The organism is Pedobacter sp. AW31-3R (assembly GCF_052180285.1).
In the GTDB taxonomy this organism is placed as follows: Bacteria; Bacteroidota; Bacteroidia; order Sphingobacteriales; family Sphingobacteriaceae; genus Pedobacter.
On record NZ_CP197475.1, the window covers coordinates 5,934,348 to 5,948,793 of the forward strand.

The following is a 14,446-nucleotide window of genomic DNA, read 5'->3' on the forward strand; positions in this document are numbered from 1 at the left end:
TTTCTTACTATTCCACCGTAACAGATTTGGCGAGATTTCTTGGCTGATCTACATTACATCCTCTCATTAAAGCGATATGGTAAGAAAGCAACTGAAGTGGCACTGTTGCCAATAATGGCAGGAATGCCTCACTTGCATCAGGGATTTCAATACAATAATCCACCATTTTTTTCACTTCTATATCTCCTTCAGTGACGATAGCCAGGACAATTCCTTTTCTGGCCTTCACCTCCTGAATATTACTGATGACCTTTTCGTACGAAGAGTTCTTTGTAGCGATAACGACTACAGGCATCTCTTCATCAATCAATGCAATAGGGCCGTGTTTCATTTCTGCCGCTGGGTAACCTTCTGCATGGATATAGGAAATCTCCTTCAGCTTTAATGCTCCTTCAAGCGCTACAGGGAAACCACTGCCCCTGCCAAGGAAAAGGCAGTTCCTTGAATCTTTAAATTTAGCTGCAATTTCCTGAATCAGCTCATTGGAAGCCAGTGCCTGCTGTATTTTTTCCGGAATAGAATCCAGTTCTGTCAGGAGTTCCACCAGTTTGGCCTGGGTGAGTGTACCCTTTTGTTGTGCCATATAAAAAGCCATCAGGGTAAGTACCGTTACCTGTGCAGTAAAAGCCTTAGTGGAAGCTACACCAATCTCTGGCCCTGCATGGGTATATACTCCGGCATGGGTTAATCTCGGTATCGATGCACCAACTACGTTACAGATACCGAAAATTGTGGCTCCCCTTTCTTTTGCCATCTCTATAGCAGCCATGGTATCAGCAGTCTCACCCGATTGTGAAATGGCAATCACCACATCTTTTTCTGTAATGATTGGGTTCCTGTAACGGAATTCTGAAGCATACTCCACTTCTACCGGAATTCGTGCATATTCTTCAATTAAATATTCACCTACCAAACCTGCATGCCATGACGTGCCGCAGGCCACAATAATAATCCGGTCAATATTTTTTAGCTTATCCGCATATTCTTTTATTCCACCCAGCTGAACCCGGCCTTCATTCGGATAAATACGTCCCCTCAGGCAATCCCTGATAGACCTCGATTGTTCAAAAATCTCTTTCAGCATAAAATGCTCAAATCCACCTTTTTCCAGCATCTCCAGTTTAATCTCCAGTTCCTGGATATAGGGAGTCTGAACCACATTGTCCAATCGCTTGATGATCAGATCATCTCTTTTCACCAGGGCAATCTCATTGTCATTCAGGTAAATTACATTCTTGGTATATTCAATAATCGGTGTAGCATCAGAAGCAATGAAATACTCTCCTTTACCTACTCCAATTACCATAGGGCTACCTTTTCTTGCTGCAATAAGCTGATCGGGCTGTTCTTCATCCATAATGACGATGGCATAAGCTCCGCTCACTCCTTTCAGTGCCAGGCGTACCGCTTCAAAAAGATCAACATTTTCTTTTTTGTAGATCTCTTCAATCAAATGAATAAGTACCTCGGTATCGGTATCGCTCTTGAATTCATGTCCCCTGGATAACAATTCTTCTTTCAGTACAGCATAGTTTTCTATAATTCCATTATGGATAATAGACAGTCTACCGTCATTGGAAGTATGCGGATGTGAGTTTCTGTCTGAGGGTTCACCATGGGTTGCCCAACGTGTATGGCCTATACCAACACTGCCAGAAAGATTTTTACCTGCACTGAAGTTTTCCAGCTCCTGAACTTTTCCCACCTTTTTATAAATGTTCATATCACCACCGTTAATCAGTGCAATACCTGCACTGTCATAACCGCGATATTCTAATCTTTTCAGACCTTTTAAAACAATTGGCCAGGCCTCTCTATGCCCTATGTATCCTACAATTCCACACATATTATATAATTGATATAAAGTGTAAAGCTAGTCAATTACTTGTTGATTTTCTCCATTGGCCAGCACAGCGAACAGGCCCTGATTGGAATATTTAACGGGTAGAAAAAGTCAAAAAATAACAGAGGGCCAAGCAGATAAAAAAATTAAACAACTGTAAAACAAATATTTAAACCATAATCACCTTAGTTACCTGCCCAAATTATTCAATATCATCTCTTTATCAGAAGTAAAAAACGACAAAATAATAACAATGAATTTGCGACAAATGCCTTTAAACCCTATTAAAAACTTCAGTCCAGAGCCTCAGCTGCATTTCTTCAAACAAACCGGGCTGCCCAGCTTTCATTCTCCACTGCCAGTTTCCATTTAAAGAAGCCGGAACATTTATCCTTGCGCTTTCATCAAGGCCAAGGATATCCTGGAACGGTAGAATAACCATTTTTGCAACAGAAGCATAAGCCAGCCTTCCCAGCGTACGGTGTACATTCCTCTTCGTTACAGTATGCCCTGCATAATCCTCAATCCGCTGACGTTCTTCTCTCGTCGTATCGTTCAGGTACCAGCCTATACTCGTGTTGTTATCATGTGTACCGGTATAAACCACAAAGTTTGTGGAACTATACCTATGCGGAATATGTTGCGAGACCGGCATATCTTCACCAAACGCAAACTGCAGGACCTTCATCCCCGGCAGTTCAAATTCATCCCTTAAGACAGTTACCCCCAGGTTGATATCTCCAAGATCTTCCGCTACAAAAGGCATATGGGGGAATTCCGCTTTCAATACCTCAAAGAAATCTTTTCCGGGCCCTTTCTTCCAACTACCATCAACGGCGCTTTCAGCATCTCTTGGAATTTCCCAATAATCGTAAAAGGCACGGAAGTGATCAAGCCTTATCAAATCATATAATTCCAGGTTCTTTCTGATGCGCTGCAGCCACCACTCATAATTACGCTCTTTTAATACCTCCCATTGATACACTGGCATCCCCCATCGTTGTCCCCCGGCATTGAAATAATCTGGCGGCACTCCGGCAATACCGATAATTCTACCCTCTTTATCGAGACTGAAAAGATCACGGTTTGCCCAGACATCGGCAGAATCAAGTCCTGCATAAAAAGGAAGGTCACCATAAAACTTTACCCCTTTAACATGGGCCAGCGATCTCAGCTTTGTCCATTGCCTAAAAAAGATAAACTGCTGCCAGCGTATCCTGTCCAGCGCAACAGTATAATTCTCCGAAAATTTCCGAAGGGCTCTCTCCTGCCTGTTCTTGAACGCATCTTCCCATTCATACCATGGCATATCCTGATGATACTGCTTTAAGACCACATACAGTACAAAGTCGTCCAGCCATACTGATTCCTTCTTACAGAAATCTGCAAACTCCTGTGGCATGACACCGGAAGGATGGGTCATAAAATTGGCATAAGCCTTATCCAGTAAGTCGTTCTTTAAATCGACTGTCAATTCATAATCAATTTTACTTTTTACCCTTAACTTCAGTTTCCTGAGCTCTGCCTGATCCAGCAACCCTTCTTCGGCCAGCATATCCGGACTAATCAACAAACTATTTCCCGCAAAGCTGGAAATAGAGCTGTAGGGTGACCATAATTCAGCCGATATGATAGGATTTAATGGCAACAACTGCCAATATTTTTGACGTGACCTCGATAGGAAATCAATAAATCTACCTGCTTCTGTACCCATATCCCCTATGCCATAAGGAGAGGGAAGGGCAGTTATCGGCATTAAAACTCCCGCGGACCGGGTATTACCGGGAAGCGCCAAATGCAGCAGTGCCAAAGGAAAGCCATTAAAAATCTCCGTAGCGGCTATCCCTCCGTTATCAAGTTTCCCTCGGCCCTGATCAAGGATATTCCTCCATTCAAAAGGAGCCTCTGGTGGAAGGATGATAGAAGTGTCTTTCCAGTTGAAGCTCAGGTCTTCCAGCTCATGATCTGCCATACCGGCTAAGCCTACAGGGACGGCAATAACAAACCACTGGTCTTCAAACCTGCGGGCGAAGGCAAAAATATGTTTGGCGTACCTGCCTTTCACACTCAAGGGAACATAAGTTCCTATAGTAAATAAATTGCCATGGATCTGGCGCTGCCTGAGCAGTATATGTTGTAACCATAGTTTAATCTTTCCTGAATAACGGTCTTTCCACAATTCTTGAAAAGAGAGGTCCATACCTTCCATTTCCTGCAGCAGATCTTTTCGCTGTATATAGTCCACCGGACGCCTATTGTCTGGATCCACCAAACTTAAATCCCATAGTTCCGTACCCTGGTAAACATCAGGTACTCCCGGACTGGTGTATTTCAGCATCAGCTGAGCCAGAGAATTGAGGATACCGTAATCAGCTACTTTACGATGTAGGCCGGAAAATACAGACCAGAAAGGCGCAGATTTATCCAACAGCGAAAGTGCAAAGTCTTTCACTACACTTTCATAGGCAATATCAGCATCTGCCCAGGAAGAATTGGTCTTCCCCTCACGTAATGCTTTCTCCAGGTATTCCTGCACCCTTTGCAGATAATTGTCTTCTTCAGCTCCCGGCATTGGATAACTGCCTATCAGTGTCTGATAAATAAAATATTCATCATTTGCATCAGGAATATGAGGAAGGACAGCATTCACAACTCTCCATTCCGTAACTGCTTTCGTCCATTCATCAGCAATATCCGTCAGCACATTTAACCTTGCCCGGACATCTTCCCCTCTCTTGGTATCATGCGTGGAGGTTGCATTCAGGCTGTATGGCCAATGGTGTTGCCTCCTGAGCATCTTATCGTGAAAATCAGCTTTTCTCATCCCAAAGGCATCGGGGGAATCTCCCACATCATTATGTCCAAGAAACCTATTGTACGTATACATCAGCGTATCTTCCACACCTTTGGCCATTAAAGGTCCACTGAACTGCATACACCTTAAATAAAAAACAGCAGCTCTCTTTCGGTAATCATCATCTTCCTCACGCGATTCTTCCAGCCATATCTTCTCTAATAAAGCCGCCACAGGCAGCAGGTCTTTTTCCTGGCCAACCTTCCTCAGTATATGTTTGATATGGTCTCTTTCTTCACCCTTTAATGGTATACTGCTTCCGTAATAACGGTAAACAGGGCAATACACCAGAAATGCGGCAATAGCCTTTTTCAATTGACCGGGATGCAGGGAAGGAATATTCTTACCCCTGATCAAATTGAGCGACAGAAAAAGTTGCATTAAATTATCAAGCTCTCCTCCCATATAATCTTCAAGGATGGCCTCTTTTTTCGTTAAAATCTGTTGATGAACATCGGTATGGTCATCTGTCAAACGTTGATAATATTTTGTAAACTCTTTCCTTGCACCCGCATCAGTAAAGAGGTTGTTGACATCAGAAAGAAAATCATATCCCGTATTTCCTTGTACAGGCCATAATAAGGGAAGTTCCTCCCCTTCTTCCAGGATTTTCTCTACAACAATATAAGTATCCGATCCTACGAGGTTCCGCAGGCGCACCAAATATTCTTCCGGATGATACAACCCGTCGATATGGTCTATCCTTAATCCCTGGAATACACCTTGCCTGACCAGCAGGGCTATAAATTGATGATAGGCCTGAAAAGTATCCTCATGCTGCATATTCATACAGATCAGACTGTTGACAGTAAAAAAACGCCGGTAGTTGATCCTTGAGTCTGTTTCCTGGTGATGACACAACCTGTAGTACTGCAATGCCAGTACTTCATCTAATGGCATATCCAGACTAGTCACTTTCTCATTGACAGGCCATTCACTCTCAAAATACTTCAGGTAGAACTTACCCTCTTTACCGACCAGCTCGAGTTCTCCTTTAGAGAGCGTTTCTTCCAGTGAAGCACCCAAAAAAGGAACCATCAATGGCACATTCCCAGTACCTGACCAGTTGATATCAAAAAAGGCAGCATACCTGGATGATGCGCCTTTTTCCAGCACATCCATCAGCCATATATTGGCCGGATGGAAAGCCATATGATTGGGCACAATATCCTGAATCCAGGAGATACCCAGCATTTTCAGTTTTTTTGCTATCGCTTTCAGCTCTGCCAGTGTACCTATTTCCGGATTAATGCGATCCGGGTTAACCGTATCATATCCATGCATACTTCCGGGAGCCGTTTCCAGCAACGGAGAGGCATAAATTGTGCTGACGCCCAACTCCTTTAAATAGGGAAGGATCTTATTGAGATCCCTGAACGTGAACTCTTTATTAAACTGTATACGGTAGGTTGCTATCGGATTAAACATGTTTGCTTGTATAAACTAAAAAGGATTCGGGTTGAATAATTAAGGATTGCAATGCATCCACCAGTACAGGAGCAGAAACAGGTCCATTCCAGCGGGGGTCTGCAGAGTCAAATATTTTTTTCCAGTACGGCCTTTCTCCGGAAATACGCAGGTGCTGGGGATCAATGCTAAAATTGAGCATACATACGATATATTCTGCGTCATCCCAACGGTGCAGGATCAGGCAGTTCTTGCCTGTATCACTGGAGACATCCATCTGTTTCCTATCGTTATTGTTCATTGCCGTATGCTTCTTTCGCAGAGAAATCAACGCCTGATAATATTTTAAGCGCTGCTGATGGCCTTCTTTGTCCAGCAGTTCCCACTGTAGTACAGCGCGCCGGAAGGTATCATCTGCCTGTGGGTCAGGCACCTCACCCTTGGCATGAAAAGCAGCAAATTCTGCTTTCCTTCCTTCACGGACGTTAGCGATCAATTCAGGATCGCTATGGCTGGTAAAAAAAAGAAAAGGGTTCGTTTCGCCCCACTCTTCGCCCATAAACAACATGGGCAAAAAAGGACTGCAGAAAACAGCTGCAGCCATCAACTTTTGCATCTCATTGCTATAAAGCTGACTGCCTCTTTCACCCAACATCCTGTTGCCCACTTGGTCATGGTTCTGGGAAAATACGATAAACTGCTGTCCCGGATTTTCATCAGCATGGCTGCCAAATATTTTTAGGCGATGCGGAGAGTAGATGCCATCATAGATATAGGCATTACGGTAAGCTTTTTCCAGATGTGTAATCCCGGAAAAATCACTGTAATATCCCCTTGGGGGTTCTCCGGCACAAACACGTAACGCATGATGAAACTCATCAATCCATTGCGCATCCATCCCGTATCCATTTTCAGACAAAGGATTGATATACTTAGGATCATTTAAATCCGATTCTGCAATCAGGTAAAACTTGCGGCGACACTGATTCATCAATACTTCCACTTCTTTTTTTATCTGCTGCAGCAAATGTACAGCGCCGAAATCCTTGATGGCATGTACGGCATCCAGCCTTAATGCATCAATATGAAAATCACGGAACCACATCAGCACATTTTCCACAAAGAAATTACGCACACCATCACTCCAGGCATCATCGAAATTAATGGCACTTCCCCATGGGGTGTGATATTTAGTGGTAAAATAAGGCCCTGAACTTTCAAAATAGTTACCCTCGGGTCCCAAATGGTTATATACCACATCCAGGACAACAGCAAGCCCCCTTTTATGGCATGCATTTACAAGGCGTTGTAAACCCTCAGCTCCTCCGTAGCTCTGTTGTACAGCAAATGGAAAAACTCCATCATAGCCCCAGTTTCTTTCACCGGGAAATTGCGCTACAGGCATCAGCTCAACAGCGGTTATCCCCAACTCAACCAGGTGATCCAGTTTTGCTATGATTCCATCAAATGTTCCTTCAGGCGTAAATGTACCAGCATGTAGCTCATAAAAAATATAACTGCCCAGGGGGATGTTTCTCCAGTCAGCATCAGTCCATTCAAAAGCATGGAGGTCGACCACTGCTGAAGGGCCATGTACACCTTCAGGTTGTTCTAAACTTGCGGGATCTGGAATAGCCTTGCCATCCACTATAAATTGATATGATGCTCCCGACTGCAGCTGATCTGTATACAGCTCCCAGTAACCGGCATCAATTTGCGTCATCGGGAACACTTCAGCACACACATACAATTCTACTCTCTTAGCCAACGGTGCCCATAGGGTAACCACAGCAGCTCCATCTTCTTTAAAATTAACCCCTATATTTCTCCGTAAAGCCACCTTATACGCTGTCATATTCTTCAATAAGTATGCTGCAAAACCTAATGCAGCTGTTTTAAAAGTACAATTGATCTTCCCTCTACACGAACCGTTTCACTCGTGAAATGCCTGCTGTAAGTTTCGCTTACCGTACTGATACTCGTATCCAGTACCTTTATCCATTCCTTACCATAACGCTCCTTAGGCAGTTGGTAATCAATAAAACCATCATGGGCATTGAACATGATATAGAAATTTTCATCGCTGATTTTCCTGCCTTGGGCATCAGTACTTCTCAGGTCATTCCCATTCAGGTAGATGGCAAGCGATTTGGCAAAATCTTCATTCCAGTTGTGTTCCTCCATTTCTATGCCTTCCGGCAGAAACCAGGCAATATCTTCCAGCCCTATCCCCTTAATCGGCACCCCCTGGAACCACCTCCTCCTGCAGAAAATAGGATGCCTTTTACGGAGCGCGATCAATGCCTGTGTGAAAGTAAAAAGTTCCGTATCAGCGTTTATCCAGTCTAACCAGGAGATCTCATTATCCTGGCAGTAGGCGTTATTATTCCCTTGTTGGGTGCGGCCAAATTCATCACCGGCCACCAGCATCGGCACACCCTGGGAAAGGAACAGGGTCGTCAGCAGGTTACGCTTTTGCCTTCTCCTTATTTCATTGATCCCTGTATCTTCTGTCTCTCCCTCAATACCGTAGTTATAAGAACAATTGTGATTTTCTCCATCCATGTTATCCTCACCATTGGCATGGTTGTGCTTATAATTATAGGTCACCAGGTCATGCAAGGTGAAACCATCATGAGCAGTAATGAAATTTATACTTGCCATCGGGCTCCTGTAATCACCCTGGTACAGATCCGGACTTCCGGTAAAACGTTGTGCAAACTCCCCAAGCATACTATCCGCACCACGCCAGTAATCGCGAATGCAGTCGCGGTACTTCCCATTCCATTCTGCCCATTCCGGAGGAAAATTACCCACCTGGTAACCGCCTTCACCCACATCCCAGGGTTCAGCGATAAGCTTCACCTGCGAAATCACCGGATCCTGATGTATAATATCAAAAAAAGCACTCAGCTTATTCACATCATGGAGTTCCCGTGCCAGGGCAGGCGCAAGATCAAACCGGAAACCATCCACGTGCATTTCTATAATCCAGTACCGTAAACTATCCATAAACAGCCGCAGCACATTGGGTAAATTGGCATTCAGGGTATTGCCCGTACCAGTATAATCCATGTAATACCTTCGGTCTTCTGTCAACCGATAATAGGAAGCATTATCTACCCCCTTAAAAGACAGGGTAGGCCCAAGGTGATTGCCTTCTGCAGTATGGTTGTATACCACATCCAGGATCACTTCAATCCCAGCCTTATGCATGGCTTTCACCATTTCCTTAAACTCATTCACCTGGCTTCCCCTTTCATTCCCAGAGGAATAGCGGATATCAGGAGCAAAAAAACCTATGGTATTATAGCCCCAGTAATTACTCAATCCCTTTTCCACCAGATGCCTGTCATTGACGAACTGATGAACCGGCATTAGCTCAATAGCGGTAATACCCAAGCTTTTCAGGTAGTTTAGGGTCACTTCATGCGCAAGTCCCGAATACGTACCCCTTATTTCCTGCGGAATATCTGGGTGTACCATGGTAAAACCCTTTACATGTGTTTCATAGATAATAGATTGATGGTAAGGGATATCCAGGGGCAATTCTTCTTCCCAATTAAACGAAGGGTCAATCACCACTGCTTTTGGAATAAAAGGGGCACTGTCCTCTTCACTGAAACCGAGATCCATTTCAGGTGATCCAAGTTCATAACCAAAAAGGGCATCATGCCAATCAATTACTCCGGAAATTGCTTTGGCATAAGGATCAATTAATAGTTTGTTGGGATTAAAACGGCAGCCTTCTTCCGGCTTAAAGGGGCCATAGATACGATAGCCATACAATTGTCCGGGCTGGATCCCAGGCACATATCCGTGCCATACATGGTGTGTACGTTCAATAAGGCTTAGTTTAACCACTTCTTTCCTGTCGCTTTCTTTATTAAAAAAACAAAGTTCAACAGCAGTAGCATGATCAGCAAAAATAGCAAAGTTAACTCCCTTTCCATCCCAGGTAGAGCCCAGCGGATACGGACGTCCCGGATATACGTTAATGTTGTTCATCAACTATATCAATAGAAAATAAAAAGAAATGTTTTAGGAAATTTGAAAATGGAAGCCCGATGATCCTTTAAAGGATTTATAGGATATATTTACGTGTAAGCTGTATTAATTCACTGATATCAAAAGGTTTCGGCAGAAAATCATTTGCTGAACAATTCCTGGCAATCGCAGTAATATCTTTATTGGCAGACACCAGTACAACGGGAATATCCCTGGTGTCCGGTGTACTTTTAAGTTTACGGCAAATCTCACCTCCGTCAGAACCAGACATACGAATGTCCAGTAAGACCAGATCAGGAATTACTTTTAATCCCTCCTGAAGAGACTTGCCATCACTGGAGGTTTCTACCTCAAAACCTTCATCTTCCAGGATCATCGTAATAATTTCTAATATTGCAGGATCGTCATCTGCAACATATACACGCTTTTTCAACATTCCTGCTATTTGATCAGTGGTAAACTAAAATAAAACACAGATCCTTTACCTTTTTCACTTTCCAGCCACATGGCTCCGTTTTGCCGACGGATAATCTCTGCTGAAATATATAATCCCAAACCTAGTCCGGGAAAAGAATTAGAGCGTTCATTTTCTAAAACCCTGTAAAAGCGTTCAAATAAGTGTGTTTGTTTTTCTGTAGCAATTCCAATTCCAAAATCTCTCACACTACATATTAAGGTTTCATTTCCGATATAACTGCTCACTTCTATTTGATCCGCTTCCGGAGAATATTTGATGGCATTGGACAACAGGTTAATTAAAACCTGTCCTGTACGGTCTTTATCAGCACAAATCAGGAATTCAGACAAATCGGATAAGATAATTATTCTTTTTGTGGTGGTCCGTTGCAATTCTTCCACCGTATCCTTAATCAGCAGCATAAAGTCAAACTCCTGCTGATGCAATTTCAGTACACTCCCTTCAATCATGGTCAGGTCTACCAAGTCCTGGATCAGGAGGGTTAGTTTATTGATCTGGTTTCCCATCTTTCCCAACATTTGTGCGGATCCGGTGTCTCCTGACTTGTTGAACCTTTCTTCCAGGAACTGCGCAAAAGCCTTGACAGAAGTGACTGGGGTTTTCAACTCATGTGCGATCACCCCCATGAATTCATCTTTTCTGTTCTGCTCATTTTTTGCTTCGGTGATATCCTTCACGGTTCCGATCATTCTTACGGGGGAGAAATTCTCATCAAAAATCACTTTTCCTTGTGTATATACCCACTTAATGCTCCCATCAGGCATAATAAACCGGGCATCATACCTGTAATCTCCGGTCAGCATCGCTACCTGAAATGCTTTCTCAACAATATTTACAAGATCTTCCGGATGAATACGCTTGCGCAGGGTGGAAAAACTAAGCGTTTCTGAAGCTTTGAAGCCAAATAACAAGGCCATTTGCTGGGTACAGATTAAATCTTTAGTGTGGAGATCCAGTTCCCATGAGGCAGTATTGGTATAGTCCAATGCCATATTCAGCCTGTGCTCACTTTCCTCCGCTTTCTTCCGCGCGACGACCTGATCAGTAACCTCAAAACCTACAGTGACCACACCGGTTACCTGATGATTGATATCTCTCAAGGGTTCATATACAAAATTAAAATATGCCGGAGATATCTTCCCTTGCCGGAAAAGGTTAACCTGCGATTCATTGGCAACAAAAGCTACACCAGTATGATATACTTGCTGCAATGGTTTTATCGTCCCCTGGTTTTCCACTTCAGGAAATACCTGTGCAAAATGTTTGTCTTTAACCTGTTGCCTTGTTCTGTCCCACATCGACAGCGCTTTGTCATTCACCAACTCCACGGTTAAATCAGGGCCTTTAAATATAGAAATCGCCACAGGTGCCTGCAACAGTATATTATTAAGGTTCTCTTCCGATGCCCGAATCACATTTTTTTCCTGTTCTCTTGCATTGATCGCACCCATGATGAGGGAAATCTTTGATGCAATCAGTTGAAAAAACTGTTGGTAATTATTATCAAATACCAAGTTAGGACTGATCCCGAATACCATAATACCTATAGCGTGGTTATCTGCTGGCCTGAATACAGGCATACATACTGCATTTTGAGGAATATCTCCCAGCAGTGTATGATGAAGACTGGTAATTTTTTTACTTACACCTTCAATAAAAGCAGGCATACTGGTTTCAATCACACGTTCGAAATTCCAAAAATCATCTCCATTTTTAAGATCATAATATAGAGGAAACTCTTCGTGCCCCTGAAATAATGAAGTAGATTTTCTAAGCATCACCCGACCTTCTGGATCCAGAAGATATAGGGCACAGAAAGGGATATCCTTAAAATTTTTTTCGATGATACCAAAGGTGGCATCCAGCACTTCATTGATAGAATCTGCCATCCATGATGCGGTATTAATTTCAGTAGACATCTGCATTCTGCGCTGCTGTAATACCTTTTTTGTTTCTTCATGACAGGCACAAAATAAACCGCCAACCTCTCCATTTTCTATAATTATAGGGCTGTAAGAAAAATTATAATATCCTTCTTCCCTGAAGCCTTTACGCTCTAGGATCAGCATCAAGTCCTGCCCATAAATTGATTCCGTCTGATCAAATACCATGTTTTTCATTGGCAACAGATCTGTCTCCCATATTTCAGCCCATAATTCATTTGCTGGTTCGACCAAAAATCTTGGATGTTTCACACCCATAAGTGGTATGTAAGCATCATTATGGATATTGATGATGGTATCCCTACCCCACCATAAAAACATAGGATACTTGGAATGCAGGATAATACTTACCGAAGTTTTCAGGCTTTGGGGCCATAAATTCGGTTCTCCAAGAACAGAAGTTGACCAATCATAGTTTCTCAGCAACCTTCCTGTTTCACCGCCACCAGTAAGAAAAGACAAGTTCAAATTATCCTTTTCCATTGCATTCCAATTTGAGCATTTATTTAGTGTAATATAGATATTTACCAGTCCATTTGTCCCTTAAAGGAAGGAATAGCGGAACAAATATCTTATTTTGTTCAAATAAAACAAGTTATTCAGACAATGAACAAAAAAAAGACGAATACCTTCAGGCATCCGTCTCTTTGCTTTTCATAGGTTAGAGTTATTTCTTTCAGTAAAAGAACACCCGTTACTTTATAAATGTTTCATTTTGTCGTTCATTCCACCTGAGTTCAATAACTAAATACTATTTTTTTAAATACCAAAGGAGTTGGACAATGGTAAATGTTCACCTATTTATTCTTTTTGCTGATGCTGGGGACAGAACGAACCGTTGCCTGGTTCTATACTCTTTTAATGAAGTTAAATCTATCTGGGACTTTCGATAAAATTCCTGAAATCACCGCTATAAAAAATCCAGGTCTCTTATGTCATGATCAAAAACTAAAGAATATTCATAAAACTAAAAACGCTAAGCACAATCAGGACAGAGCTTTACATGTTTGTCACAACTCTCAGTGCTATGGCAAGATGTTTGTATTTAAAGCCTACAAGAATCTACCAAGGAAAAACATATGACAAATATCTTTAATAATAATGTATCTAAGAAAAGCGACTTCAATACTCTGGTGGACAATTTCAGGGAATATATTGCACACGGCAAATCAGAAGAAAAAAATGAAAAAATAATAGAAGAATTGACATCCCGCAATCATCATCTCAGTCAGTTCGCCTATATCACCTCTCATAATTTGAGGGCTCCATTGTCCAATTTAATCGGTTTAATAGATATTTTAAACTATGAACATCTGGATGAGTACAATAAATCAATTGTAGATATGTTCAGAGAATCAGCAGATAAATTAAACGAGACAATATACGATCTTACCCAAATGCTGAATTTAAAAAATACTAAAAACATCAAAATTGAAAATTTGAACATTTACCAAATCTTCAAAAAGGTAAGTCATTCATTCTCCCCCCAGATACACACATTGGGAATAACTATACACACTGATTTTCAACAGGAAATGATCCTTTTTAATAAAAGTTACCTGGAGAGTATACTTACTAATCTTATTTCCAATGCCATAAAGTACTGTTCAGTAAACAGACCACTCGCCATTAATGCAAGAACCTTACTCAATGAAGATGGAGATACTGTGCTTACATTTTCAGATAATGGAATGGGTATAGACCTGATTAAACATAAAGACCGAATTTTTGGGCTGAATGAAAGATTTCACAACCATGTCAATGGTAACGGTGTAGGGCTATTCATTACAAAAACACAAATCACCTCTTTAGGGGGTACTATAGATGTGGAAAGTGAAGTAGATAAAGGCTCAACTTTTATCATTACCATAAAAAAATAAACCTAAAGCTTATAGTTGTAACATCAAGATGTG

Annotated in this window: 7 protein-coding genes; 1 reads left to right on the forward strand and 6 read right to left on the reverse strand. The window is 42.1% G+C overall.

Going from position 1 to position 14,446, the window contains the following annotated elements; genetic code table 11:
* Positions 1–7 precede the first annotated feature (7 nt).
* The 6 genes from glmS to ACSBL2_RS24245 form a co-directional block, all read right to left on the reverse strand.
* Complete coding sequence (gene glmS, locus ACSBL2_RS24220; protein ID WP_442589126.1) at positions 8–1,846, reverse strand: glutamine--fructose-6-phosphate transaminase (isomerizing); 1,839 nt, start codon at positions 1,844–1,846, stop codon at positions 8–10.
* A gap of 271 nt (positions 1,847–2,117) precedes the next feature.
* On the reverse strand, positions 2,118–6,125 hold the full coding sequence (gene treY, locus ACSBL2_RS24225; RefSeq protein ID WP_442589127.1) for a malto-oligosyltrehalose synthase: 4,008 nt from the start codon (positions 6,123–6,125) through the stop codon (positions 2,118–2,120).
* On the reverse strand, positions 6,118–7,959 hold the full coding sequence (gene treZ / locus ACSBL2_RS24230; protein ID WP_442589128.1) for a malto-oligosyltrehalose trehalohydrolase: 1,842 nt from the start codon (positions 7,957–7,959) through the stop codon (positions 6,118–6,120). The genes treY and treZ overlap by 8 nt, the downstream gene beginning before the upstream one ends.
* A gap of 26 nt (positions 7,960–7,985) precedes the next feature.
* Positions 7,986–10,112 (reverse strand): glycogen debranching protein GlgX, encoded by a 2,127-nt coding sequence (gene glgX / locus ACSBL2_RS24235; protein WP_442589129.1) that lies wholly within the window; start codon positions 10,110–10,112, stop codon positions 7,986–7,988.
* A gap of 76 nt (positions 10,113–10,188) precedes the next feature.
* Positions 10,189–10,548, reverse strand: a complete 360-nt coding sequence (locus ACSBL2_RS24240) for a response regulator (protein WP_442589130.1) — start codon at positions 10,546–10,548, stop codon at positions 10,189–10,191.
* Positions 10,549–10,553: 5 nt separating this feature from the next.
* Positions 10,554–13,016: an ATP-binding protein gene (locus tag ACSBL2_RS24245; RefSeq protein WP_442589131.1), complete on the reverse strand. Its 2,463-nt coding sequence runs from the start codon at positions 13,014–13,016 to the stop codon at positions 10,554–10,556.
* Positions 13,017–13,612: 596 nt separating this feature from the next.
* Here ACSBL2_RS24245 and ACSBL2_RS24250 point away from each other — a divergent pair.
* Complete coding sequence (locus ACSBL2_RS24250; RefSeq protein ID WP_442589132.1) at positions 13,613–14,413, forward strand: sensor histidine kinase; 801 nt, start codon at positions 13,613–13,615, stop codon at positions 14,411–14,413.
* Positions 14,414–14,446: the final 33 nt, after the last annotated feature.